This window comes from Bacillus sp. 166amftsu, from assembly GCF_900107445.1.
Taxonomy (GTDB): Bacteria; Bacillota; Bacilli; order Bacillales; family Bacillaceae_G; genus Bacillus_A; species Bacillus_A arachidis.
Genome location: NZ_FNQA01000002.1, coordinates 535,441 through 561,555, shown reverse-complemented (window position 1 = coordinate 561,555; position 26,115 = coordinate 535,441). Strand labels below are relative to the sequence as shown.

At 33.1% G+C, this 26,115-nt stretch carries 28 protein-coding genes and 1 pseudogene; 7 read left to right on the top strand and 22 right to left on the bottom strand.

The features are described from left to right. Positions 1–48: 48 nt before the first annotated feature. From BLV40_RS09615 to BLV40_RS09590, 5 genes are all read right to left on the bottom strand, one after another. Complete coding sequence (locus tag BLV40_RS09615) at positions 49–177, bottom strand: hypothetical protein (protein WP_026590828.1); 129 nt, start codon at positions 175–177, stop codon at positions 49–51. Positions 178–298: 121 nt separating this feature from the next. Next, positions 299–1,039: a type II toxin-antitoxin system SpoIISA family toxin gene (locus BLV40_RS09610; RefSeq protein WP_026590827.1), complete on the bottom strand. Its 741-nt coding sequence runs from the start codon at positions 1,037–1,039 to the stop codon at positions 299–301. A 197-nt stretch (positions 1,040–1,236) separates the two neighbouring features. Then, a complete protein-coding gene (gpmA, locus tag BLV40_RS09600; RefSeq protein ID WP_026590826.1) occupies positions 1,237–1,971 on the bottom strand; it encodes a 2,3-diphosphoglycerate-dependent phosphoglycerate mutase in 735 nt (244 codons plus the stop codon). A gap of 177 nt (positions 1,972–2,148) precedes the next feature. Then, on the bottom strand, positions 2,149–2,625 hold the full coding sequence (locus tag BLV40_RS09595; RefSeq protein WP_090689336.1) for a MarR family winged helix-turn-helix transcriptional regulator: 477 nt from the start codon (positions 2,623–2,625) through the stop codon (positions 2,149–2,151). Positions 2,626–2,796: 171 nt separating this feature from the next. After that, on the bottom strand, positions 2,797–4,107 hold the full coding sequence (locus tag BLV40_RS09590; protein ID WP_090689333.1) for a DEAD/DEAH box helicase: 1,311 nt from the start codon (positions 4,105–4,107) through the stop codon (positions 2,797–2,799). A gap of 499 nt (positions 4,108–4,606) precedes the next feature. Here BLV40_RS09590 and BLV40_RS09585 point away from each other — a divergent pair, with 499 nt between their 5' ends. Beyond that, complete coding sequence (locus BLV40_RS09585) at positions 4,607–4,936, top strand: YkvA family protein (protein WP_026590823.1); 330 nt, start codon at positions 4,607–4,609, stop codon at positions 4,934–4,936. A 38-nt stretch (positions 4,937–4,974) separates the two neighbouring features. Here the strand turns inward: BLV40_RS09585 and BLV40_RS09580 are convergent, their stop codons facing one another. After that, positions 4,975–5,910: an aminotransferase class V-fold PLP-dependent enzyme gene (locus BLV40_RS09580; RefSeq protein WP_244525374.1), complete on the bottom strand. Its 936-nt coding sequence runs from the start codon at positions 5,908–5,910 to the stop codon at positions 4,975–4,977. Between the two features lie 5 nt (positions 5,911–5,915). On the opposite strand from BLV40_RS09580, the pseudogene BLV40_RS29225 reads away from it, so the two are divergent. Continuing rightward, positions 5,916–6,192 (top strand): annotated as a pseudogene (locus tag BLV40_RS29225) (hypothetical protein); the annotation flags it as partial. Positions 6,193–6,309: 117 nt separating this feature from the next. On the opposite strand, the gene BLV40_RS09575 reads toward BLV40_RS29225, so the two are convergent. From BLV40_RS09575 to BLV40_RS09555, 5 genes are all read right to left on the bottom strand, one after another. Continuing rightward, the gene (locus tag BLV40_RS09575; RefSeq protein ID WP_244525373.1) at positions 6,310–7,455 is read right to left on the bottom strand and encodes a DUF6688 domain-containing protein; all 1,146 of its coding nucleotides are present in this window, start codon (positions 7,453–7,455) and stop codon (positions 6,310–6,312) included. A gap of 319 nt (positions 7,456–7,774) precedes the next feature. After that, the gene (locus BLV40_RS09570; RefSeq protein WP_090689327.1) at positions 7,775–8,608 is read right to left on the bottom strand and encodes a DUF3974 domain-containing protein; all 834 of its coding nucleotides are present in this window, start codon (positions 8,606–8,608) and stop codon (positions 7,775–7,777) included. A gap of 24 nt (positions 8,609–8,632) precedes the next feature. Beyond that, on the bottom strand, positions 8,633–9,742 hold the full coding sequence (locus BLV40_RS09565) for a toxic anion resistance protein (RefSeq protein WP_026590820.1): 1,110 nt from the start codon (positions 9,740–9,742) through the stop codon (positions 8,633–8,635). Between the two features lie 214 nt (positions 9,743–9,956). Beyond that, positions 9,957–11,393 carry a class I adenylate-forming enzyme family protein gene (locus BLV40_RS09560; RefSeq protein ID WP_090689324.1) on the bottom strand — a complete coding sequence of 479 codons (1,437 nt, stop codon included), beginning with the start codon at positions 11,391–11,393 and terminating at the stop codon, positions 9,957–9,959. A 38-nt stretch (positions 11,394–11,431) separates the two neighbouring features. After that, positions 11,432–12,013, bottom strand: a complete 582-nt coding sequence (locus tag BLV40_RS09555; RefSeq protein WP_090689322.1) for an O-methyltransferase — start codon at positions 12,011–12,013, stop codon at positions 11,432–11,434. Positions 12,014–12,327: 314 nt separating this feature from the next. Here BLV40_RS09555 and BLV40_RS28510 point away from each other — a divergent pair, with 314 nt between their 5' ends. Then, a complete protein-coding gene (locus BLV40_RS28510; RefSeq protein ID WP_090689319.1) occupies positions 12,328–12,486 on the top strand; it encodes a hypothetical protein in 159 nt (52 codons plus the stop codon). A 54-nt stretch (positions 12,487–12,540) separates the two neighbouring features. Here the strand turns inward: BLV40_RS28510 and BLV40_RS09545 are convergent, their stop codons facing one another. The 5 genes from BLV40_RS09545 to BLV40_RS09525 all read right to left on the bottom strand — a co-directional run bounded on the left by BLV40_RS09545 (position 12,541) and on the right by BLV40_RS09525 (position 17,780). Further along, complete coding sequence (locus BLV40_RS09545) at positions 12,541–13,410, bottom strand: sigma-70 family RNA polymerase sigma factor (RefSeq protein WP_090689316.1); 870 nt, start codon at positions 13,408–13,410, stop codon at positions 12,541–12,543. Between the two features lie 17 nt (positions 13,411–13,427). Beyond that, positions 13,428–14,711 (bottom strand): protoporphyrinogen/coproporphyrinogen oxidase, encoded by a 1,284-nt coding sequence (locus BLV40_RS09540; RefSeq protein ID WP_090689314.1) that lies wholly within the window; start codon positions 14,709–14,711, stop codon positions 13,428–13,430. Between the two features lie 139 nt (positions 14,712–14,850). Further along, a complete protein-coding gene (locus tag BLV40_RS09535) occupies positions 14,851–16,491 on the bottom strand; it encodes a family 14 glycosylhydrolase (protein ID WP_090689311.1) in 1,641 nt (546 codons plus the stop codon). 234 nt (positions 16,492–16,725) lie between these two features. Then, the gene (locus BLV40_RS09530; RefSeq protein ID WP_090689308.1) at positions 16,726–17,229 is read right to left on the bottom strand and encodes a GNAT family N-acetyltransferase; all 504 of its coding nucleotides are present in this window, start codon (positions 17,227–17,229) and stop codon (positions 16,726–16,728) included. A gap of 242 nt (positions 17,230–17,471) precedes the next feature. Next, positions 17,472–17,780: a luciferase domain-containing protein gene (locus tag BLV40_RS09525; RefSeq protein WP_139265511.1), complete on the bottom strand. Its 309-nt coding sequence runs from the start codon at positions 17,778–17,780 to the stop codon at positions 17,472–17,474. A 272-nt stretch (positions 17,781–18,052) separates the two neighbouring features. Here BLV40_RS09525 and BLV40_RS09520 point away from each other — a divergent pair, with 272 nt between their 5' ends. After that, a complete protein-coding gene (locus BLV40_RS09520; RefSeq protein WP_090689300.1) occupies positions 18,053–18,694 on the top strand; it encodes a cupin domain-containing protein in 642 nt (213 codons plus the stop codon). 313 nt (positions 18,695–19,007) lie between these two features. Continuing rightward, complete coding sequence (locus BLV40_RS28505; protein ID WP_170833629.1) at positions 19,008–19,175, top strand: hypothetical protein; 168 nt, start codon at positions 19,008–19,010, stop codon at positions 19,173–19,175. A 119-nt stretch (positions 19,176–19,294) separates the two neighbouring features. Here the strand turns inward: BLV40_RS28505 and BLV40_RS09515 are convergent, their stop codons facing one another. The 5 genes from BLV40_RS09515 to BLV40_RS09495 all read right to left on the bottom strand — a co-directional run bounded on the left by BLV40_RS09515 (position 19,295) and on the right by BLV40_RS09495 (position 24,527). Continuing rightward, positions 19,295–20,179 carry a GNAT family N-acetyltransferase gene (locus BLV40_RS09515; protein WP_090689297.1) on the bottom strand — a complete coding sequence of 295 codons (885 nt, stop codon included), beginning with the start codon at positions 20,177–20,179 and terminating at the stop codon, positions 19,295–19,297. A 443-nt stretch (positions 20,180–20,622) separates the two neighbouring features. Further along, a complete protein-coding gene (locus BLV40_RS09510) occupies positions 20,623–21,819 on the bottom strand; it encodes an MFS transporter (RefSeq protein ID WP_090689293.1) in 1,197 nt (398 codons plus the stop codon). A 149-nt stretch (positions 21,820–21,968) separates the two neighbouring features. After that, positions 21,969–22,385, bottom strand: a complete 417-nt coding sequence (locus BLV40_RS09505) for a MarR family winged helix-turn-helix transcriptional regulator (protein ID WP_026590808.1) — start codon at positions 22,383–22,385, stop codon at positions 21,969–21,971. Positions 22,386–22,543: 158 nt separating this feature from the next. After that, positions 22,544–23,149: a PRK06770 family protein gene (locus BLV40_RS09500; RefSeq protein ID WP_090689292.1), complete on the bottom strand. Its 606-nt coding sequence runs from the start codon at positions 23,147–23,149 to the stop codon at positions 22,544–22,546. Positions 23,150–23,624: 475 nt separating this feature from the next. Next, positions 23,625–24,527 (bottom strand): CPBP family intramembrane glutamic endopeptidase, encoded by a 903-nt coding sequence (locus BLV40_RS09495; protein ID WP_090690001.1) that lies wholly within the window; start codon positions 24,525–24,527, stop codon positions 23,625–23,627. Positions 24,528–24,972: 445 nt separating this feature from the next. Here BLV40_RS09495 and cspD point away from each other — a divergent pair, with 445 nt between their 5' ends. Together cspD and BLV40_RS09485 are read left to right on the top strand one after the other, a co-directional pair. Continuing rightward, a complete protein-coding gene (gene cspD, locus BLV40_RS09490) occupies positions 24,973–25,176 on the top strand; it encodes a cold-shock protein CspD (RefSeq protein WP_026590805.1) in 204 nt (67 codons plus the stop codon). A gap of 88 nt (positions 25,177–25,264) precedes the next feature. Next, on the top strand, positions 25,265–25,450 hold the full coding sequence (locus BLV40_RS09485; RefSeq protein ID WP_000286200.1) for a cold-shock protein: 186 nt from the start codon (positions 25,265–25,267) through the stop codon (positions 25,448–25,450). 82 nt (positions 25,451–25,532) lie between these two features. On the opposite strand, the gene BLV40_RS09480 is transcribed toward BLV40_RS09485, so the two are convergent. Then, positions 25,533–26,087, bottom strand: coding sequence for a GNAT family N-acetyltransferase (locus tag BLV40_RS09480; RefSeq protein ID WP_090689289.1), 555 nt, complete (start codon positions 26,085–26,087; stop codon positions 25,533–25,535). Between the last annotated feature and the right edge of the window lie 28 nt (positions 26,088–26,115).

Here is a 26,115-nt window from a genome sequence, read left to right as displayed (position 1 = left end):
ACAACCTTTCTCTCTTAATTATATCTCAAATATAAACCAGACGCACTTTTATCCGTTTCTTTTTAATTCTTCTTCTAAACTTTCTACTTGCTGCATTGTATCTCCTTTTATTAAAGAGAAATCTGTTGTATCCTCAGTTTCTTCTTTGAAAAATTCATTACTATATTCTTTTTCCACTACAATCACCTCTACCTGCTAGTGTTGGGATGATTGTCCAAATTTATTCAATTATGTTTCATTTTCACGAACTTTGTCTATATTTATGTATGAAAGAAGGACAGAAACTTTTGCTTCTGTCCTATTTACTAAAATAACTATGATGAATCGTTAAATTATATACATTTTCAAAATCCCGATCTTGAAGATTGTTCTTTTGACCATCAATAACAATACAAACATCTTTTACTATTTTCGCTGGTATAATACCAACATTTTCAACCTGCACTGCTTTTTGTGCATTTAACTGCTCTATATGTTCTAAAGGTACTGTAATACTAAATTGAGAGCGGATACCACGGAAATTTGTATTTAATTCATTGGCTGTCACAAATACAACGATTTTTGCTCCAATTTTTTCACCATACGTATCAAGAAATACATTTAAGCTTTTTGCATACTCTGTTTCAGTTTGCCACTCCATCGTCCCAAATGCCACTGGGTTTACATTTTGAATAATTGTTGTGTAAATTTCACCTCGTGCTTTCGAAGCAATTAATGATCGTTTAATAGATTGAACGGTCTTTCCAATATCACTAAATTTCGCCCCCCATATTTCCGAAATGTTTGGAGTTAAAATAAACGCAATATCAACAAATATGACCATTGCAACGAACATTAAAATGTTTTTCCAGAGGGTTAAATCAATTCCTTTCACCATGAAATAAATTGTGACTGATGTAATAAAAACACCATACCATGTTTTTCGAATCAGCTGTTTTTTCTCTTCGTACAACTCTTCATTTTTCCAATAAAAGAAAATAAGAAATAAAAAAACTAGTACAAGAAAAAACAAACCAATTCGAATGTTAGAGACTGTCAATTACATCACCCTCCATTCAAAAACTTCTCACGATATCATTACATGCTCAACTCTCTCTCATTATGACAAAAGACATGGACAACCTTCTAAAATAAGCTATACTGCATATACATGAGAAGAAAGCCACGTCTTTTATAATGAATCTACATTTTACATGTAGACAAGCATGCATTTCAAACTTTCACAAATATTTTTTATCAAGATATATGCTTTGGAATTACACCTTTAGGTACTGCACCGTCCATACTTAAATAATAATGACGAATGGGTTGTAAATTGTCATCTAATTCATATACGAGTGGTATACTCGTTGGAATATTCAATGACACAACACCATCATTCGATAAATCATCTAAATATTTCACAAGAGCACGAATCGTATTCCCATGAGAGGAGATTATGACCCTTTGTCCTGATTGTAACATCGGTGCAATTTCCTTATGCCAAAATTCCAGTACTCTTTGTTCTGTATCTTCTAGGCATTCTGTAAGCGGGAATTCGCCTTTTTTCAAAAATTTATATCTTGGATCATCAGCTTCATACCTTGGATCATCTTCAGTAAGAGCTGGTGGTCTTACATCCGTACTTCTTCTCCATATTTGAACTTGCTCATCACCATATTTCTTTGCTGTCTCATCCTTATTTAACCCTTGCAATGCTCCGTAATGTCTTTCATTTAACTTCCATGATTTATGTACAGGAACCCATGCAAGGTCCATTTCATGCAGAATAATCCACAACGTTCGAATTGCCCGTTTCAAAACAGACGTATATGCAACATCAAACGTATATCCATTGTTTCTTAATATTGCACCTGCTTCCCTTGCTTCGGTTAATCCATTTTTCGATAAATCTACATCTGTCCATCCTGTAAATCTATTTTCAAGATTCCATAAACTTTGTCCGTGACGAATGAGTACAAGTTTTATCATAATAATTCCCCTTTCGGAAATAACTATTTACATTTTGTAATGTGTACACGTAATAAAGTATCTGGTAATGTGAATTTTTTATCCATTTATTCTATGATTCATCCCTAGTTGTCAACATTCATGGATAAAATTGTTTTTTCAAACTCTAAAAACAGACGAATAATTTATTTACTCATTTTAATCAACTGGCTCTTCACGCTTAGATAACCATGCATCAAAACCTAAACGATTATTTGCTAGTTCAGTCATAACTTGATGCCAATTTTCTTCACATGTTTCACCAAATTTCGTGAAAATCCTTCCCATTTGTTTTCTTTGCACATCACTCAGTTTTTTTTCTAACTCTGCTCCTTTTTGCGTTAGGACAAGCTGTTTCACACGACGATCATGTTCTGCTTCATTGCTTTCGATAAGCCCCTTTTCAAGAAGCTGACGAAGTGGTCCATGAAGAGCTTGTTTACTTATTTCTAACAGAGATAACAATTCATTTATACTGAGCCCTGGAAAACGAGCAATAAAAAATAAAATTCGGTGATGCACCCGCTGTATACCATATTCTTTTATAATTTCATCTGGTTTTTCTGTAAATGTTTTATATGCAAAATAAAACAATGCAAGTGCTTGATTCATTTGTTCTTCTTTATGTTGTGTCATCTACTGTCCCCCTATATGTAAATTATACCACAATTTATTTCAGAAATATTAACACACCTGCTTTGACTTAATAAGGGGTATTCCAGGTGAACTTACTAGTAGTGCTATGAATAAAAAAGTCGTTTCCTTCTTTAAAAGAAAACGACTTTTGTTCTTAACACGTACTCTATATTAACGACCTCGTCTTTGCTGTCCTTGCTTTATACTACTTTTCTTCTTACTTGGTTTATGAAATGATCGCTGTTTTGAATTTTTCGATTCTCCGTGGTTATCTTTTTGACGATATTGACCTGTTTTCATTGGCTTTTTCATTTGTTGCTTTTGTTTTGTTTCATTCACTTCATTTTTTTGTTTAGCAGGCTGTTCGATTACTTGTCTTTGTAGTGTTGCACCAATACCTTTTTCAATTTCTTTTAAATACATTTCATCTTTTGGTGCAACGAATGTAATTGCAAGGCCCGATCCACCAGCACGTCCAGTTCTTCCAATTCGGTGAATGTAACTTTCTACATCTTCTGGAATATCGTAGTTAAATACATGTGTTACACCCTCTACATCCAATCCACGTGCTGCTACATCTGTTGCAATTAAATATTGAATTTTCGCATCACGGAAACTCTTCATCACTCGTTCACGTTTTCCTTGAGATAAATCACCATGAAGTTCATCGCAATTATAACCGTAGCCTTTTAAATCAGCGTATAACTTACTCGCTCTACGCTTTGTACGGCAAAAAATAACTGCTAAAAACGGCTGATCACGGTCCATCACATAACGTAGCGTATCTTGCTTTGCACGATCTGTCGTTTCAATCACACGTTGTTTAATATTATTCACCGTTACTTCTTCACTTTGAATTCGAATCATTTCAGGTTCTTTCATATAGCGCTTCGCAAGCTTTTTAATATCTTTTGGCATCGTCGCTGAAAATAACATCGTTTGTTTACTCTCAGGTGTCTCATCTAAAATATCTTCTATATCGTATAAAAATCCGAAATGAAGCATTTGATCCGCTTCATCTAACACAACCATAGAAACATTGGATAATACAATCGTTTCACGGCGTAAATGATCTAATAAACGTCCGGGTGTTGCTACAACAATATGTGTACTTCCTTTTAACTTTCTCATTTGCTGTGCTACATCTTGACCGCCATATATCGCAAGAACATTAATATTTTCTTTATGAACAAGCATCTTTTCAATTTCAGTTGTAATTTGCAGTGCTAATTCTCTAGTTGGCGCAACAATTAAAGCTTGTACATCACTTGACGTAGGATCGATTTTTTCTAAAATTGGCAAGACAAATGCAAGTGTCTTACCTGTACCAGTTTTTGCTTGCCCAATTATATCTTTTCCAGCCGTAACGACCGGGATTGCTTGCTCTTGAATTGGCGTTGCTTCAGCTATCCCGTTTTCACGTAGTGTTTGATTTAACGTCTCACTAATTCCTAATTCTAAAAAGGTTTTCAAACAGATCACTTCTTTTCCTTATTTTTCACATTAAGGTTTCATTGTACCACTTGTTACAGCAAATATGAAAAATAAAATAATTCTTAGATCCTTTTTCATGTGCGCTATGTATTAATTGAAGAAATTCTTTCTGTTTCTTTTTTAACATTGGTAATAATGCCTTATTGGAAACAACCAAATAATTTTCTTAATTCTTCAATTATTCTAAATGAAACTTATGTATCTTATACCTTCATTTAACTTTACAATATGACACTTTAACTTCGAGTCAGTCCTGGGATAAAATTATATACTATCTGCTATTACCTCAAACAAAAGCCACATGTTTTCTCCTCCTATCTTCTTTTTTATTCTTATAAAAATGAGCAATAAGAATAAAACGATAAAAAGGATTATTTTGTCGATTGTTTGTCTATCCTTTTAAAAAATCTATATTTTTACGTGTTTTTACATAATGTTAAATATACATTTACAATATGAACGAAAAACTAAAATGAGGAGTGAGAATATGGAGAAACAGAAACTATGGAAAAAACTAAAAAAAGGTGCAACCAAGTTAGGTAAGTCCGGTGTGTATGAGAGCATTATTTTATATTACACCTTAAAAAAGAACGGATTGCCTTTTAAAGCTAAAATGATTATATTAGTTGCACTCTCTTATTACGTTTGGGCAATAGATTTCATTCCAGATTTAGCAGCTATTATCGGGATTGGCCTGTTAGATGATGTTATCGCAATTGCCTGGGCACATAAATATATCATGGCACATACAAATGCAGAAATTCGAGAAAAGGGAAAAGTGAAAATGGAATCCTTATTTGATTCAGCACATACATAATACATGAAAAAAAACTCGCCCTTCATAACCGTCTTTCACTATACATTCACTCGTTTCACATGCATCCGTAAACAATCCAACATTCTTTTCATTTCACGTTCTTTATACTGATTTAAACAAGCGATTTGGATCCAATTATTTTGTTGTAAATAGGATGATTCATAATGGATAATAAATCCTTGCAAAGCTAATGAATCTCCTATTTCCTTAGAAGAAAGTTCTTTATCCAATGCAATTGTAAGAATGATAGATGAAGCATGCTCTTCTGAAGATACAAGTTGTAATCCCATATTAGTAACAGCTTCTTCAATAAAAACATATGTTTGATATATCTTCTTATACTCGGTTTCATCTTCAAATTTCTTTAGCGCTTCTTGTAATGCATATATTAAATTCCAAGATTGAGAATACGGTACACTCCCGTTTTCCTCATACATTCCTATGTCCATGTAGGTAGGTAATGTTTCATTTGCATTCACAATATGATTGTAAAATACAAAAGATAATCCCGTGTATGCTCCAATCGCTTTTCCGCTAACTCCGCTAGCAAAATACACATCTTCTAGAGAGGATTGTATTGCTCCAATAGAACTAATACAATCTACACATAATTTAATACCGTACTTTTTACTAATTCCAATTAACTCTTCTAAATTATTTAGCATACCAGTGGATGTTTCGTGATGAACAAACCATAACCATTCATACTCTTGATGTTTCACTAATTTCTCTATTTCATTGTATAAAAATGGTCTCCCAATTTCTATTTCATATGTATCAAACGATAAGTTTACTCGAATCGCCTGCTTGATTAAACGATTTCCAAACTCACCATTTGTTAAAATGAATCCACGTCCCTTTAATAACTTTAGCTGCAAAGCGATTGAATCATTTGCTAATGTCCCTGTCCCAAGCATGATTTGCAAATGCTTAGCTTTTGTCATTTGCAATAGTCGTTTTTTCACATTCTCCATCGCAGCTTAGACCTCAAATCTGTTGAAATATCGGTTTTGCAGCTGCATCATATGATATTTCAACAAATTGGCAGGTAAAAGAAAATGCAAACAAATCCATTCACTTATATATTGGACAAGCTGCATACAAAATTAACAATAATTCCGTTCCCGCTTAGTCGAATCCTGAAGAATAGTCAAGACGAATTGCATAAAATCCTCAAACAAATAAAAGGTAGTTATGTAGATAAAACAGCTACCTCTTGAGAGACTTATATGTATGTAGTAACTACGGTGGATTAGTTGCACAATGAAAGTACCCTTTCTAGTAAAACCGCTGTTAAAGCTAAGTAATAATAAAAAATCCCCCACTCCATTTTGTAGGGGATTATATCTTGCATATGTTTTAAAAAGAAAGTGCTATTTTCTTAGTTCACTATACTGAATGTGGATTCTATTTTCAGGATTTTCATCTACTGTATACAATACGAGTAAGAAAAACCATTCTAGCGGCTTCATTATTATATAAATGAGATCGGCTGACCACTTTGTGTTGATATGTTTGCTAATTGGATAACCATATTTATCGTAAATATCCCGAATTACTTTATGATATTTTGGAGCACATTCCTCAATAACGTTTTCAAAAGCATTTGCGATTAATAACTGCCGATTTACAGTAATTCTTTCTCCATGCCTAATACCAGCTCTAAGCGGTTTAACAATTTTCTTATGTCCTTTAACCGAAACTGTGCACAGGTAATGTCCATCACCAGAAAGTATTTCAGGACTAGGTGCAGCGATTTTTGAATAATTAAAACTACTCGTTTCTAAAAACACTCGAATAAAACTATCTGGTCTTTGTCCAAAAAGCACTAATATAAATTGAACAATCAATAAAATAGGAAATAAACTAATCATCCAAATTCTCGACATCTTTTCATATCCAAAAGAAATACGATATAAAAACTTCATAAATTTGTTTTCCTGTTTATAATCTCTATTCTGCCTACATTGAATAAAATAGCTCAAGGAATCTTTTAATTTAGATATAAATAATAAACTGATTGAAAAAGCACTAGCTTGAATAAACAAAACGGAAATATATCTTAATCTTAGAAATTCTGCATAAACAGTCATACCCGTATGTGTTATATAAACCACTGTAAACACAACATTTAAGATTAATAACGAACTATAAACAATATACATAACAGGCGAAAGCTTTTCTATATCTGAACTTAATTTCCAATATGAAAAACCTCCTAAAATAAACAAAAATACGACAATGAAAATATGATCTGGGGCTAAAGAAGCATATTGATCTTGCATAACACCATTATATTCATATTTGTGCAAAGGCTGTCCTGCTTGTACGTCCCTTAGATTTCCCATTATACCTAACCATAATACAAAATAGCTTATACTAATAGATATAAATTCCCAATTCTTAATTTGTAATACATTTACGGTAATCTCTCTTTCTTGTAGAAAACTTTTCCAAATCCTTTCAATTGGGATAATAAGTAATAACAATACGAGAAAAATAAAAATAATAATTAACACAATAGGCTGATCTCCTTATTTTGATCTATTTTTCACAAGAGATATTTACTATTTTTTAAATTAGCGTTTTTTCAAAGCGATCTTTCTCTTTTTTATCGTTCTCCTCAAAATGATTTTTCATTTTAAGTCCCTCATTTTATCTGATTCATAGGCTACCATACTAAATGTGCAACTTATAACCACTTTCCACTTAGCATTCTAAAATCTCAATATAACATTGTATATTTTACCATTTTATAATCCAAAAATATACAACATCCCCCTTAAATGTATATTAAAACCAAAAGCCTCTTGAGTAATTTACTCAAGAGGCTTTCCTTTACTTATTCTTAAATTTCTCCTTCGCCGCTCTCATCTTCACATTCAAATCATGATCAATAGAGTCCCGAATATCTCGTTCTACCACTTCCATTTCTTTTTGAAAGTTTTGTAAGTAAACTTGCAATTCTTCTTCTTTTTCAGGACGTTGTGATGGCGGCAGCTGTGTTACTAATGACAACATAGCGATTAAGTCTTTCATTAAGAATGTTTCCAGTTTGTGTTGTTGTTCAAACATACGTTGTTCTTGATAGTAAGGAAGTGCATTTAAGACTGAAATCGTAATCTCATCAACCATTCTTTGTAATGAAGGATTAACAGATCGTTTATACGCCTGAATGGTATTTAATGCATCCGGATAACGGTCGTAAAAATACAATTTATAAAACGATAGATCCGTTGGCTTAGATGATTGTTGTGCTTCTTGCCTTAAGAAATCCTTTACTTTCACTGTAGTTACATCAATATCTTCATTTGTAACTTTTTTCGTTGTTTTTGCCATTACATGTACTTTTTTCTGTTTATCTTTCGGTAACATAGAGAAAACTTGTTCTCTTGTACGTTGATCTGCCGCACAAAAAAGTGTGTTAAATGCTTTTTGTTCTTTTTTTCCTTCTGTACGAATCCAGCGATAAAACAGAGGATGCTGCGTAAATTCTTGTAAAAATGGTGTTGATTTATTTGATAATTTTTCAATTGATTCGTTTGCCCGCTTATACGGTTTCGTCCAGGATAAGTAAAATTTCCGGCCGAAGTAAACGAGTAAAACAACAACTGTAAACCCTAGTAAAAGCAAAATTCCACCTATCATTAAAACAAATTCGAAGAAACCCATCTTTTCACCTCCTCTAATGACCTTTTATTTCTTTGGACGCTGAATGAGCTTCTGCTTCATTTCATCATTAAATGTATCAAGTTCAATAACAAACTTCTTACTTGATTCGATAATGCGTTCTGATGATTTCTCAGATGCTTCAATAGCTGCAAATACATTTTGGAATGATTCGCGCAGCTTATCCATGCTGATTGCTGGATTTTCAAGCAACTTCGTCGTTTCTTCTGTGTTTTGTTTTAAAGCTTGTGAGTTACTTAATACCATTGATTCGATTGCTTCATTCGTCGCATTAACCGCATCGATTGTTTTACGTTGGTTCGTTAGTGCTAGCTGAATCGCTGCTGAAACAGTAACTACGTTTTGCGTCATTGTAATTGCATTACGAATTGCCTCTGTTAACTTTTCGTTATTTTTCTTAATGATGTCTACTGATGCGATAGATTGCAACAATACACTTTTTGCTTGCTGCATGTTGCGTGTACGTACAAGAATTTTTTCTAACGCATCATTGATTAATGGAATATCCTTTTGACGATCTGGATTTTGCTTTTCTGCTTCAAGCATACTAGCAAGTTTTCTGCCAAGATATACTTGCTTATCCAATGCATGGATTTTATCATGTGATTGCTCTTTTAGCATTTCTAAACCAACCGTGTCTTCTTGGAGATTGTCACGTCCAATAAGCAATGATCTTATAATTTCTTCAATTTGTTTATCTATAGATTGATATTTATGAACATACGTTTCAAGTGGATTTTTCTTAAAAACTTTAAACATAAATTTCTTCATACCCGACGCTTTTAATGAATTAGGATCAAGTTCTGATACGACTTTACGCAGTTCTAGCAATGTATTCGGAATCTCTTCATTCTTCCCGTTCATCATTGCAGTCACAGGACGTTTTAATGCTGATAATGTTTGACCTGCTGCTTGCTGCTCTTTATCTCCTAAATCTCCGAGCTGGGATAACACTTTTGAAAGATCAGTATTTTGTTCACTATTTAACTTTTTCACATATAAATCAGCTTCTTTATTCAGTTCAACAAGTTCTTCATCTTTAATAACTGTATCAACCACTACTTGCATATTATCTTTCGCTACTGATACAGGTTCTTTTTTCTCTAATTCAGTCAACAAAATCGCTCCTTTATTTATATGTGCGAATTTATTTGCACTATATTTCATCTAAAATATCTTATACCACTTATATGATATTTGTTTGAAATCGATTTTTAATAAACTCCTGCTTATGCAGTCATTCCCTGTTTCTTACCATAAGTATACCTGTTTCGTGCATTATTTTCCTCAGACTTAAGACCTAGAATGCTACGTGCTAAAGGCGGATTCTTCACATATTACACGGTTTATTGTTTAGTAATTCCGCTTTCAATTTTATTTTGTCTACCTTCCCATTCGGCTTCTTAGGTAATTGTGATAATATAGTCCAATTTCTTGGTTGCTTATATGATATTAATTTCTGACGACACTCTCGTTGAATAGCTAATAATGTTTGAGAAGGTTCCTTTACAATAATAGCGTGTATAACTTCTCCACGATTCTCATCTTTTTCTGCAAACACTATAGCTTCTATAACACCAGTAAGTCCCATCAATACCTCTTCTATTTCACCAGCATACACAAAGCTCCCAGCAGCTTTTATAACATCTCGGTCTCTACCTATTAAAACAATTTTTCCATCTTTTCTTTGAAAACCAATATCATGTGATGTTACCCAATCTTCTATGAAAGTAGCTTTTGTTTGCTCTTCATTTTCAATATATCCTTCAAAAGCCTGACCAGATCGAACAAATAATTTCCCAAAGTTTTCTTTATCAGTTACTATTCGTTCTTTCTTCTCATTAAAGAAAGCAATCTCCACATCGGGGAATGGTACTCCGACTGTTTCAGGTGCCGTTCTTGCATCTTCTGGTGTTAATAATGAGGCATACCCCATTTCTGATGATCCGTAATACTCATACAAAAATGATTTAGAAAAACATTCCTCAAATTTTTTTCTTTGTATAGGCGATAATTTTGTCCCAACTGAAATCATACACCTCGGAATCATTTCCTGTACACTTTGTTTTTGCTTTGCATAACGAGTTAAAGGTTCAATTAAAGCTGGTGTAATAGAAACACATGAGCCTTTCGCTTTGAAAAATGCCTCTGGTGTGAAATTAGATAATAAAATAATCTCAGCTCCTGTAGCTAATGCATGAAGTGCCGGGTATAGCTGAGCTGAATAAGATAAATGTAATGGAACTACTATGCGATCACTTTCAGTTAGCGAAAACGCCTTACTCCATCCATTAAAGCTACTAGTCCATGATCGATGACTTTTAACAAAACCTTTCGGTGTGCCCGTTGAACCTGAAGTATAGCCAAAGAAGTATAACTCTTCCTTACTATTCACATGTCTAAAAGGAAATGAGATGGTATTATGCTCCATTGTTTGACATACAGTCCCTTTAGATGTGATAATCCAATTAGGCTCCGTTCTACTTACAATTGTTTTCCATTCCATTTCTGTAACGTCTGGATGAACTGGCAGTATAATTCCACCAATTTCTGAAACTGCAAGGGCATCTTGAATCCATTCCATACAATTGTCTAACTTTATAATAAAAATATGCCCTGGTGCCGCTCCTTCTTGCATAAGCACTGATACACGATTTGAAACATTCTGCGCCAACTCTTTATAAGTCCAACTATTATGTTGTTCCGAAAGTGCAACGCAATCAGGATTTTTTTGTGCCTGCTCATAAAAATAAGAATGTATATGCATTTTTTATTGAATCCCCTTGTTTGTTATGGCTATATTTTTTATTTTTTTCGTGCTACAAACGCTCCTTTTTGAAAACCTAGCAATACTGTTTCAAACGTATCATCTTCTTCAATCATCTGAATACATTCCGCTAACTCTTCTGCATGCGAAGTTGCATTATCGATTACCAGAAATCCCTTAGGTTCTAATATTCGCTTTATATTTTCCCACCACCACATATATTGAGTACGCTCTGAATCTAGGAAAATAAAGTCAAACGAACACTCTACTTGTGTATCTAGAAACGCCCCCGCTTCCTGATTATGAATATCAATCTGATATCTAAGATTTGCCTTTTCAAAATTCATAAGTGCCTCTGCAACTCGTCCTGAAGAAAGTTCAACAGTTGTAACATTTCCTTTCGTTTCTTTAGCCGCATTTGCCAGCCATAATGTTGAATATCCATTTGAAGTACCAATTTCTAAAATTCTTTGAGCGCCGCACCCTTTTATTAAAATAGATAAAAATTTTCCCATTTCACGAGAAATATTTCTTAATTTTTCTTCTCGTTTCTCTTTTTTACTATCGTGCTCTTTTCCGTATTTTTCAAGCTCTAACAACAATAATTCTAATGAATTCATACAATCTATCTCCTTTCCAACAAATTTAATGATAAAAAATTGATGAGAAAGTTGATTATGTTTGTCTACCTTTCATTATATGCTAAACGAATAGGTTTTTCCTGTTATAAGACAAAGAATTGAATTTTTTTGTAGCGTATTGTTTCATTTTTTGGTAAAGTTAATTTCTACGTGTAATTATTCCATTCACATTATTTTACAATCAAAATGCAATTATAAAATCATTTTTAATCGGTATTTCAAATTAAAAAAGCGCCCTTTTCGGACGCATTTTCTTTTGTTTATAACTGTATGTAAGAAAGGATGCTTTGAACATGAACGTGATTAATTTAGACGCTGCTAGAAAACGTAAACAGCACAAAAAGCGAATGATAACTATACCGATTATTAAACGTATTTACGAAGAGGACGGAGAAATTAAGTTCGAGGTATTAGGCGAAAAGGATGTTCCTCTTGAAATGTTAGAGAAGTAATTTACATGATTTTAAATCGAAGACGCATTTCTATTGAGATGCGTCTTTTTCATTCTATACATTCTCATTTAAATGCATAAGCTTATCTGGATTCATCATCATATAAATAGATGCTATTTTCTCTTCTTGAAACTCAAACGAAAGCACATACGTAGCGCGATTATTTATATTTACAATAATACCAGGTGTACCATTCACCATTCTAAATGCAATGGAATGTTCTTCTGGTAACGTTTTGATAACTCCTAAGAATAAGCGCACAATCCTTTCAGATGTGTAAATTGGTTTAAGAGCTGTTGTAACCTTCCCTCCACCATCTGATTTGAATATCGCATCTGTTTTTAACACTTCTAGCATTGCCTTTACGTCTCCTCGCTGCAAAGATGCGACAAATTGTTCCACATATGCAGCCATCTGCTTTATACTTAATTTTGAAGCTTTCGATTTATCTACAATGCCCTTTCTAGCACGATGAAAGATTTGCCGACAATTTGCATTGTTTTTATCAACAATTGATGCAATTTCATCATAATCGTAACCAAAAACTTCTCGTAATATAAACACTGCCCGTTCAATTTCAGATAACTGTTGTAAAAGCAAAAGATACGCTGTAGAAATAGATTCCTTCATTATATATGTCATGGAAGGATCATCATTTTCTTCAACGAGTGGTTCAGGTAACCACATGCCAACATAAACATTTCGTTTATGAGATGCTGAACGTAATTTATCGATGGCGCGGTTCGTAACCATCTTACATAAATACGCTTTTATATTATCAACAGACTCTAGCTCTTCTATTTGGTCTAATGAAAGAAATGTATCATGAACAATATCTTCAGCGTCCATAACACTCCCGAGCATACGATAGGCTAAAGAAAACAATAAAGGCTTATATGCTTGATACAATTGCTCCAGTTCCAAACTCACATGACCCTCTTTCAATTTGTGATTTTACTTTGTTCTAAAATTTGTAGTGCTGCTCGTTTACCACTAGAAACTGCAGCGTCAGCTAATAATTCATCATGGCCAGCCCAATCTCCTGCAACATATATCCCTGGCATTTCAGGAACAGCAGGCCCTGGATTTTCAGTACGACCAATATGAGGAAAATCATATACAACTGTTACTTTAGGTAAATATTGCTTTTCAACTAACTCCTGTTGCCACTTCGGGTGTAATAAATCCATTGTATGTTCTAACAAAACTTTATCGTCATTAAAGTTACTAGCTTGTAATGCAGGATTGTGATATTTTATTAATCCCACTACTACCGTTCCATCATCACTTAACTTAGCGGCTCTTGATTGATTCGTAAAAAATACAGGTTGATCTAATCCTAAAGCAAATTGATATGATGGATTGGGTAACCTTCTTAAACCAAGATCTAACGAAGCTGCTGTAACTGGCATAGACTGTTCTTTCCATATTTGTAGCGCAGTATCTTTTGCTCCCTTTATAATTTTACAAGCTTCTTTTGGTGGTATAGTAACAACAACAGTAGGAGCTTCAAAGAGTTCCTCACCAGAACAACGAATTCTTTGAATATGACCACAGTGCTCAATTTCAACTACATTTTTACTCGCTATAAAATGAACGCCAGCATTTGTAGCTTCGTCTCTTAGCTTTGTTATGATCGTCTCCCATCCACCATCGACATAAAAAACCCCTTCTTTCATTGATCGTTGTATTTGTTTTAGTACAGAAGATGCTAACTGTAATGTAGGAGCATATGTGTAAGTCGATGTTCGGCATAATGCATAAAACATATTTCTTACCATTGGATCTTTAATTTCTTTTTCTACCCATACACTCAAACTCATTTTAGGAATTGTCTTCAAATCAAATTTCCCTAACTTTAACATCAAATGGAAAAATTGTATTTTTGCAGACCATGAAAATAATGGTGTAGCTAAGATTGACCGAAAATCTGTCGGTATTGTATACACATCATTTTTCCATATACCATGTGCACTAGTAGAAGGTATTCCTCCTAGAATGTTGATTCCGAGTTCCTTAAAAGTTGATAGTGCTTCTCCACCGCGATATAAAGCGTGCGCCCCAAGATTCATAAGAACGCCGTTTTTATTCGTTGTTATTGCTCTTCCGCCAAAGCGACTCGATTTCTCTAATACAACAACTTTTTTACCTTCCCTTGCTAAATAAATCGAAGCTGTCAATCCAGCAAGTCCCCCGCCTATAATTGCCACATTAAAGTTCTGCATATAAATTTCCTCCTTATTGTTTTACACACAAGACGGATGAAGGAAGTTGAATGTGACATTTTTTAAGATTTATTTTTCCTTCAAAAACAAAAAGATCCTTTATTTCATATTAAAGGATCTTTTTGTTTACATAATATAATTACCATAAACTTACATAATTGGTAGTCTTCAGGGGGACTGGATTCCAACTTTGTTGCATTGTTTGCCATGATTTGACCGTTCCATCTTTACTTTTAATGAACGCTTTAAATTCTATATTTCTTTCAGCTGGCAACACAACATTTCCTCTCCAATCATTACTACGAGAATCATAATATAATTGAATTGGATACTGTTTCGTGTCCCAACTTCCTAATTCCGCACGATTCCCCGTAATATATACAGTATCTCCTATTGTTGTAGGAGCATTTTTTACTACAATTGTTTGCATAACAGGTGTCACACCTAATAAATTCTTAAATTTTCCCATTAGTGAATTATTATACATTACATCTTGATAACGAAGTAAAGTAAATCCAGCAAAATTATAATTAAAAGCCATTTCTGCAACTCGTTTATACTCCTCTTCATTTCCGATGCTTAAAGCATTTTCACCATTTAATACAATTCCCTTTTGATTAGCTAATGTTGCAATATCTTGTACTAATGTTCTAGGCATTGAATATTCCGGATAATTACCTTTATCTGTCATTTCTAGACAAGTAAATGTTACATCTAACTTTGCGCTTTTGAAAGCATCGAGTAAATGGCTGTAATTATTATACCCTGCCGGCTTTTCTGCTCCGTGAGGCATAACCGGATTATTATATTGCCAATGTACTCCTGCAATCTTTGCACCGATTGGTACTTGAAAACTTGGATCAAAAGCATTGTGTGCCAATTCACCAATTAATTTTGCATGACTTTCTAAAACACCTTGATACCATTCTAAATAATCTTTTCCATATGAAGAATTATATCCATTCTTTAGAAACAGTTCCCCATCACTTGGTGGTAAAATTTCTGAAACAGAAGTAAGTTTTGTACTCCACGTTTTGTTCACTTCATTTAAGGAACCATATTTATTTAATACCCAGGAACGGAATTTTGATTTTGCAAATTCTGTATATGCTTGAAACTTTCCACGTGATGGATAACCGCTTCCATCAGCAGATGTGTAGGAAGGATATCTCAGTTCTCCAGCTGGTCCACCAGACAAATATATTTTTGTGATTACATCTTTATACGGTTTCATAGCTGCTGCGAATGCCGTATATAGTTCACCATATTCCTTTTGAATTACATCTGAAGCAAGTGGATTCAATGTTTCTTTATTAACGGTTCCGGTTTCAGATTTAAAGTAAAGACTATCATCATTTTTTTGATTCCAAACCCATGAAGGAATTGGTACGTTGCAATCATCCCCAACATTTCCACCGCACTGATGTGTAGAAATAATCGGAATCATTTTCATACCTGCATTTCTTACCGATTGAGCAAAACGCTGTACGTATGAAAAATCAAATTGCTGATCCCCGTTCTTTTCCATGTCTCCCCACCAAAAATCAACGGTAATAGCAGAAAAGCCATTCTGTTTTGCCCATCTTAGATCATTTTCAAATGTCTCCCAGTTTGTTACTTCTGGAATCTTTTTTAACGGGGCCATTACATATGCTTTGTAGTCCGGATTCATTCCTTTTCCATTTATAGCCGCAAAACTAATTTGCGGAATTAATAATGATACAAATAACATCCCGATAGACAAAATAACAATACAAAGATATTGAAACTGATTTTTCATCGACATTCTCCTCTTTAAATTACATTTTTATGTATCCGTTTTCATTATAAAACAAAATACGCAATCGATTGCATGAAATTATGCATAATATTAAATGAAATGAAAATAAACAAGCTAGATTAATTAACTTGTTTATTTTCAAATCCAACTGCATATTTTCTACTTTCACATACAAATTTAATCTCTTATTATACTGACCTTATTACACTATTATTATAATATTTCACTCAAATATCAAGAAATCCTTTTACCAAGAATGATTAAATCCCTTTCTATTCCATCTAATTCTGCAACGTTAGGCAAATGCGCCCATTTTTCAAAATCAAAACAAGAAAATAACTGAAGACTAGCTTTATTATGAGCAAATATGAATGCTAATAATGTTTTAATCTTGAGTTTCGGACAAGTATCTAACACTTTTTGTATGATATATTTACCTATCCCCCTACCTCTATGCATTTGATGAATGTATACACTTATTTCAGCTGTTCCATTATAAGCTGGTCGACCGTAAAAGGATTGAAAACTAACCCATCCGCATATCTCACCTTGCGATTCTATTACCCATAAAGGTCTAAAAGAAGGTGTATGTTCATGAAACCATTGTTCCTTGCTCGTAACAGTAACAGGTTCTGTATCAGCAGTTACCATTCTGCTTGAAATAGTTGAATTGTATATATCCACTATACTAGATAAATCACTAATTTTTGCATCTCTAATCTTAATATCTTCTTCCATAAACACCTCATACTCCTTAGTCAATATTCTACTTTTTCATATATTAACTGAATTCGTACATACAATTCAAAAAAGTTTTGTAATTCATCTAATATTTTTTCTATTTCCTTAAATATGTACGTTTCACATCTATTCTTACTTTGTAAAAGCAAAAAATAATCAGAATTTCTCAGCGATTTACAAAATAACTAGGTATTTATACCTAGCTATTTTGTAAATGAAGTACCAACTTCAACTTTTCTCTAATTTTTTACGAATCTATCATACTGCATCCGAAAAAGTTCAATGACAAACGGCAGATCCTCTACGCTTTTTATATGATAACTAATCCATCCTGATTCAGGTAATACATGATGTGGACTTACTAATCCTTGATTTACTAATTCATCCCGTTTTGGTTTTGGAAATGGAAGGTCTGCTAATTTGTCACCATGAAGATGACCTAACTCTTTCTTTTTATAATTGAATTCAACTCCCCCAAAGCGATGTGGCTTTTCAGAAACACCCTCCCAGCTCAGTACTTCTTTTCTAATCATTTCACTATATGACATGATCATTCACTCCTTTATCATTTGGATGTAAGAATACAATACCTTTTTTCTTTAAGCGTTACATCACTCAAGGGTATCAATGTATTTACGAAAATAGTTTGATTTTTACAAGGTAAATAAAGCCTATGCTTTTTCAAAAAACATCATTTATTCATTCTAAATCTATTCTTTATACACGAATAGGAAAATCAATACTGCACACTAAAATAACTAGACTCATATCCTAATCCATGTATTTAACCCTATTTCAAAAGAGAAAGGTAGGAAAACCAATGACTTCCAATATAGATTACACTTCTCCCTCTGTCCGTTTTACTCATGATTTAAGTACAAGTAATTTTTTTAAAAAAGATGCGCAAAATTATATAAATGTACTGGGGATTAAACAATTAAATACATTAGACAATACATCTTTATTAGATATTTTTTTAAGCACTGGTAATGTGGTTGAGCTACATGTACATCAAAATGCTGCTGAACTTGTTTACTGTATTTCTGGAGCAGCTATTGTATCCATACTTAACCCATTTACAAATCAACTTCTTAATCTTCCTATTAAACCAGGTCAAGTGGCTAACGTACCCCAAGGTTGGTGGCATTATGAAATTGCCTCTGTAGATCATACACATTTATTAGCAATTTTTAACGCTCCTACACCAGAAGTTATATTTGGTTCAGATATTTTAAGACTGACACCATCAACTGTAATGGCTCATACCTATTGTCTCGATGAACAGGAGTGGAAGAAAGCGGTATCCCCTATTCAATCAACTACCGTAATTGGGCCTCCGACAAACTGCACTCAAAATCGAAATACTTTGTACAATACACCACATCAAAATCCCCCCTATTCCGAACAGCCACCTTCATACTACCAACAACAGTTTCCATTTCATCCATATTGGGGGTATTAATAGGAGAAGTTAGCATTGAAGTGTATTTATATATCAACAGCGCAAATATATTCTTTATCTAGTAAATCAGAGTTTAAGTACCTTTCACTTAAGATCCTATAAAAATTATATTGCACTTTACTTCGGTTAATAAGCTGAAAAATGAGTTCTAAAAAGATGTTTACTTACTCTGTAAGCATCCTTTTGGTTCTTCAAAATCTTGTATGTACGAATCCTCTCATATTTTCATTATATTCATTACCTTAAACTACAGTAACGATTAATAGAGTTTTCACATATACTATCTATATATCAAACTGGAGGTGATGGCATCATGAATAAAGAGTACGATTCTAACAATTATTCTTCTAACAAAGATTCTTCTAATAATAAAGATATCCGCACTTCATCTTCACAATCTTCCAATTATCAATCATCACAAAGCCTATATCGCCAAGGGTATGTAAAGAAAAAAGGATGTAATTGCGGTAAAAACAAATAGAATTTTCGTTTTATCTAGCATTAAATTTACTGTTTACACATCAAAAAAGAGCATCCATAACAGATGCTCCTTTTTATAAAAATAAGTAACTAGTTATTAATTATAGATTAAGATTCTATTTAAAATTCTGTTAAAATTGGAAACTTATATCCATTCAAATCAAACTTTTCACTGTCGCGAATCATTAAGTACTTTTCAGACTGAAACTCTTTGCACGCTACCTCTTCAATACCTAATTCATCAGGATAAAAGTAAAATTCAATCTCTGTAAATGATTCAGTTATTTCGGCACATACATCATCTAAAATCGGAATAATTTGTGCAAAAACACCAAATAATTTTAACACTTGATCTTTCACTTCAAATACAATAAGTGCGTCCAGTTTCTCTGAATAATATAGTTTTTCATTCCATTTCACATCGTACATATTAAAATAAAAAGAAGACTGATAGTTTAATGGTGAAAATTCCATCGAAAGCTGTTGAGCGTTTTGTATTATTTCTTTTATAAGTTGCATATCTTCTTCATTATAAAAATCTAATTTTCGAAGTGAAGATGAACGAGATTGAACTTTATCATATAATAACGTCATCAGATGTTGTTGTACAACTCGAAAACCAAATGGTTCATATAGTTCCGGTTTCTCTGTAAATAACATTGCACATTCATATTGTTTATCTATTTCTTGTAATACTTTACCAAGAAGCTGCTTCATCAAACCTCTTCTCCTATATTTTGGATGTGTCATGACAGATTGGATACCAGCTGCATAAATCTGCTCTCCTTTTATAAACATTGGTAACGCAAACATCGACACATTTGCAATTACTTGCCCTTCTTGTAAATAAGAAAAAGGTTTGTATGTAGCATCCCAAAATCCATTGGATTCAAAGTTTTGCAACGTTTGAACAGGAATATGAAACACCTCTTCAAATAATTGAAACAACAATTCCTTTTTCGGTTCTTCCATCAAAAAGTTTTCAGAAAGAATAAGATTCCCCATATTGTTCCTCCATAAGTTCATTCCTATTAATGTAATCGTTTTCTATTGTGTTTAAATCAAAGAAGTTCACTTCTAACTCAACATATTATCACAAAATATACCAAAATAAGTCAAGAGTTTCAATATAACTTTAAGGACAAATCCGCTCCTTTTTCCCTCTTTATAATCTATCTAAATCCTATCAAATGAATATTTTTTATTCTTGATGTTTTTTGCTCCATAGAATCTTTGTTCCTAGATAACAATGTTTTTTCTAGTTGCCAAATTAGACTTTTTTGAATAGTTATCACCTGCTCATCTTCCCTGTTTTTCTCTATATCTTAAAGACGATTACAAATAGCCAGATATATAAAAAGATGATGAGTTGATTTTCCTTTACGCAAGAAATCAACTCACCTTGTTCATTTGAGAATATGTTTAAGTTGATAGGTATACTTTCCCTTTTACATGATTCTTTCCTTTTTATTAGACATAGTCTTTTCCCTAACAAGAAAATAAATCATCGGCAAAACAAGTAAACTAGCAATTGCGCAAATAATCCCTAAAGTAACAAATGGAAACCCTTTACTCAAGGTAAACGATGAAACACTCGAAGCGATCGTCATTCCAATATACATTGCAGAACTATTCAACGCCATAATTGTCCCTCTAATTGCTGGACTTAATTCAGAAATCAAAGCTGTTAGTGATGCTTGACCAAATCCAATGAATAGGCTCCAAACCATATGTGCCATAATCGCGATTTTGATATTATCAATATAGAGTGAAAATGTAATTACACTAACTGAAGCGATAACACCCGCAATGGAAATCACTATTTTTTTCCCTATTTTATCTGCTAATTTCCCTCCAACTATATTACCAATTACACTCCCTAAACCAGCAAAGAATATTACAATTCCAATCTGTCCAACTGTAAATCCAAAATTTCTTTCATAATACACACCTATGTATGAGAACATACCATGTAAGCCAACAGTCCATAAAAGTGTTGCTGATAACGCAAAGAAAATAGAAAAATTCGTGAATATCACTTTATATGATTTCATCATTGCTTTCGGTGCAGAAACTGATAATTGATTTTTCGGTACCTCTTTTTCTAACAATTGACTTGCAATTATCGTAACAAGCAAAGTCAGTAATCCAATGATATAAAATGTCCATTGCCAGTTTCCTACCTCAGATAAAAACGCACCGATAGGCACGCCTAATACCGTTGATCCAATCATCGCTCCCATAATCATTCCCATCGCTTTTCCGCGAGACTCGTATGGTACTTTATCTCCTACTAGTGCAAATACACTTGGCATGATCATCGCACCTGATAAACCAGTCAATCCACGGAACAATAAGAGTATTTCAAAACGATTCATAAGCCCAGTACAAAATGTAGTGATTGAAAAAATAATTAGCCCTATAACAATCAAATGCTTTCTCCCTACTTTATCAGACAATGGTCCAAAAAATGGAGCCGTTATCCCATAGCACAGTGCATAGGCTGTAATTAAAAGCCCTCCTTTTTCAGCAGGCATTCCTGTTGTTTGTGAAATCACAGGCAATAATGGTGAAACGATTAAACCATCTAAACCAATAAAAAACGCAATAACCGCTAAAATACACAACATTGATTTTCCTTTCATCTTTTTCCTCCACTTTTATTTCATATATGAAATAAATTACTAAAATTGTCCTTTCACCTCAAACTTTATATATATTTTTATTTCATATATGAATGATTTATATAAAGAAAAATGTAACAGAAGATGTTACACTTTTTCTTATACCGTAATTATACTAAATGGTGCTTCCATTTTAATAATAGTTCTTGCAGCTTTCGTTCTTCTTCATCAGTAAAGCAACTGCAATTTTCTTGTAAAAATTTTGCATACTTCCCATCGACTTGCTCTCTAGTTGTTTCTCCCTTTTCAGTTAAATAAACAAGTGTTTCCCGTTGATCATTTGGATTTTTTTCCGTTGCAACATATCCATCCCTCTTCATTCTTTGAATCAGGGTGGTCATATTGCTTGGAACACATCCCATGTTTTCAATCAACTTCGACATCGATACCTTTCCGGATTTCGCAAGTACTTGTATTACACCAAATTGGACATAACTTATATCATACTCTTCTATCGCCTTATCCAAATTTTTTTGCAATTGATGATAAACATCTCGAATACTTCCGTATAATTCCCTTTTTTTCATATCCATTTGAAAAAGCCTTTCTTTTTTATTTCATATATGAATCTTATTCTCATATATTTCATATGTCAAATAAAACAACCTTGCCTTGGTATATTTCTCCACCAAGACAAGGTCTGAACAATCTAATATTTTCAATATAATTATGTATATTTTACAAGTTATTTTTCCCCTTGTTCCCCACCCGCTATTAACGTACTTCCTGAAAATGTCTCTTTTTTCATGAAGACTTTATTAATCAAATCTTTCTGCTCATCCTGTGACATTATCCCCTTACCTTCACCAAGGTTACCGCTTTGTAATTTCCAAATCGTATTATGATCAGCATCAACTTTCTCGTATTTTCCTTGCTTCCATCTTTCTAAAATACCTATATATGCACTTTTTTGATTCATATTTCCACTCTTAACAATCTCAATTAAACTTTCAATTCGTTCTTGTGTTATAAAAATATAACCCCATTTTTGATCTGCTTTTACTTTTTGATGTGCCATTTCATGTAATGCAGTCTGTACTTTTTCATCAGTCCACTTAAAGTTTTTATTAAAATCACTATTCGGCAATGAATAATTCCCATTTTCTAAAATTTTCGCATTCTCTGTTTTTACTTTACTATCAGCTAATACTTCCACTGCTGGAGCTGCAATTGATGTTTTTTTAGCGGTTGGCTTACTATTATTGAGATAGTACAAGATTCCATAAGTTAGTGCCACGCCAATTACTGCCATCCCAGCAATTATTCCTAGTATTTTTAATAGTGTCTTCATTGAACACATTCCCCCCTCAACATTCCATCACTCATTTTCCTTCTAGTGATTTCGTTTTTTAAATGTACTCGTTATAAATGATTCATTGAAGATGTTTTTTCATAAAAATTCTCCCCAAAAGTATTATTTTATCAGTTCATCCCCTATGTTTCCTTTTATTGTATTTCTATTCCATTTCATATTGCAAGATTATTCTGTAAAAAGGATTAAATTTTCTAAAATTTCAAATTATTTTTTCGCGCACTCTATCTCTTTTCAGCAAAATACGATTAGCTTTATCCTACCTATATTTAAAATCAATTGAATTAGAAAAGCATTTTTATTTTAAATCCATTTAAATATATGATAGGCGATGCTATTACAAATTTGGACCAAGGACATATAGATTTTTGACAATTATTACACTATGTTCGCTCAATAAAAAACCAAACAATCCGATCACGGCTTCGATACTTGCGGTGAATTTTCACCCTCATCACAAACTATCCATATTATGCTGTTTCGATCGTCTGCCCCACAGTTGTTTCCATAATACTATTGAGGCAACCGCAAGCATAATTGTTGTAATTACACTTCCTTCAATTCCAAAAGTTCCTCCATGTAACGATTCTGATCCTCTTGTTGTTGATTTAAACAAAGGTGTAGAGTATATTGTTGTACCACTTACCGCAAAACCATATATATTATATTGAGCCCAGTTCCATATAGAATGCCAAGCGCATATTCCCCAAAGGCTATTCTCTTTTAATACATAGAACGCTGCAAATACACCAACTAATATGATATTTGATATAGAAAGAATTGTTATGCCTGGATTTAACAGATGGAGAAATCCAAAGAGAAATGATGTAACAACAATCCCAATCCATATCCGACTTCTAACTGAAATAACTGGAAATAACCAACCGCGTACAACAATTTCTTCTGCGGCACCTTGTACCAAAAACGCGATTAAAGAACCTAATATTCCTAATATGAATGTACTTGAAATCTGTTGCACATGTAAGGTAACAGAACCACTTAAAACTAAAATTAAAACTGGTATTGTTATAAATATAAAACCAATGAAAGCTCCACGTAAATATTTTTTCAAAGCATTATCTTTCCAAAAACCAATTGATGAAAATCGACGTTTTTCCACAAAACGAACCCATAAAAATACAATTAAAATCGCTCCACCAAATGTCAATAACATCCTTACATTATCATAAATCCCCTTCATAAATGTCGTTTCTGCTTTCGGTAAAAATAATATAAATACCATAAACAATTCGCCAAGAGTCAAAAACACAACCGATAATATTACTGCTAAAATTGGATGTACTTTCTTTCGACCTTCCTTGGCTGCTTTAATTGTTTTAAATCGACTATTATTCAAAACTACTCCTCCCTCCACCACTTACAAACACTTCCTATTTTACATTAAATTTACTATATTCAATAAAAAGAAGGCAACAAGAAATACCATTCCTAATCATCTGAGGCACTTTATACTAGGCATACTACATTGAAAAGACCTATTTTTATACCTAATTAATAAAAAACTTAAAAACATAAAATACAATCCAATCACTGTACCAGTAGCATGATTGAAGCACCTCCCTTACTCCACTTACTTCCAGCACTTGCTATTTCTCACCATTTGTTGTAAGATAGGTCTTAAGGTCAAATTTATAGACGTTTCACTTTGCATATTATCAAGCATCTATTAAGGATAATACGTATTCATAATTGATTTTTGATAATATGTGAATTTTTATTTTCATTGAAATAAGACCGATCATATTGTAATTTATTTTTCTTATTTTTAGGAGGCTCTTACCATGACATTAACAGGTAAAGTAAAATGGTTTAACAGCGAAAAAGGTTTCGGTTTCATCGAAGTTGCAGACGGTAACGATGTATTCGTTCACTTCTCTGCTATCACTGGCGAAGGTTTCAAATCTCTTGACGAAGGTCAAGAAGTTAGCTTCGAAGTTGAAGAAGGCAACCGTGGACCTCAAGCTAAAAACGTTGTAAAGCTATAATTTAAACAATAAAAAGGTTGTTACCATCGCACGGTTAACAACCTTTTTAATATATAATTAAAAAATTTTACATAAAAGGAGTGGTCACATGTATCGCAATCGAAAGAACGATGTAGCCGAAGTACCACCAGAACAAACCCCTGTTTGGGAATGCGAATCAGAGGATTGTTTAGGATGGATGAGAAAGAACTTTTCATTTGAAGAAGAGCCAAAATGCCCTTTATGTAAAAGTAACATGAAAAGCGGAGAACGTTTATTGCCTAAATTAGGTTAATGGTTTCATATCCCTCTTATCTTTGGATGAGAGGGATTTTTATTATGCCTTTCCATAACTAATGCGAAAAAAACCATGCATATTATATATCATGGTCCCTTTCCAAATCCGTTCGTATTATAGAATAGATACACGCATCATGTTGTTTTTCTCCTTGTTGAATATATCCGCGCAGTATTCCTTCTTTCTGAAATCCTATTTTGGATAGCATCTTACATGAGATGACATTTTCAGGATATGTAATTGCTCCAATTCTAAATAAATCTAATTCCTGAAAACTATAAGTAATGATTTTTCTAGCAGCTTCTGATGCGTAGCCCTTTCCCCAATGAGAAGGATGTAAATCATATCCAATCTCAGAACGTTTACTCCAAAGTTGTAAATTATTCAATCCAATTGTACCAATTAGCGTACCTGTTTCTTTCAATACAATTCCCCAGCGAATTGCACGTTTTTCAAAATAATTTTTTGAAAAAGACTCAATCATACGTGAAGCCTGTCCAAATTCTGTAAAAGAATTCATTCCATAATAACGCGTTACTTCTTCAAGCGAAAAGATTTCATATATTTTTTGACAATAAGATTGATCAATTTCAACTAAACGTAATCGTTCTGTTTCTAAAACAGGAAATGTCATTAAAACCCTCCTCTTCTTTCTACTCGTT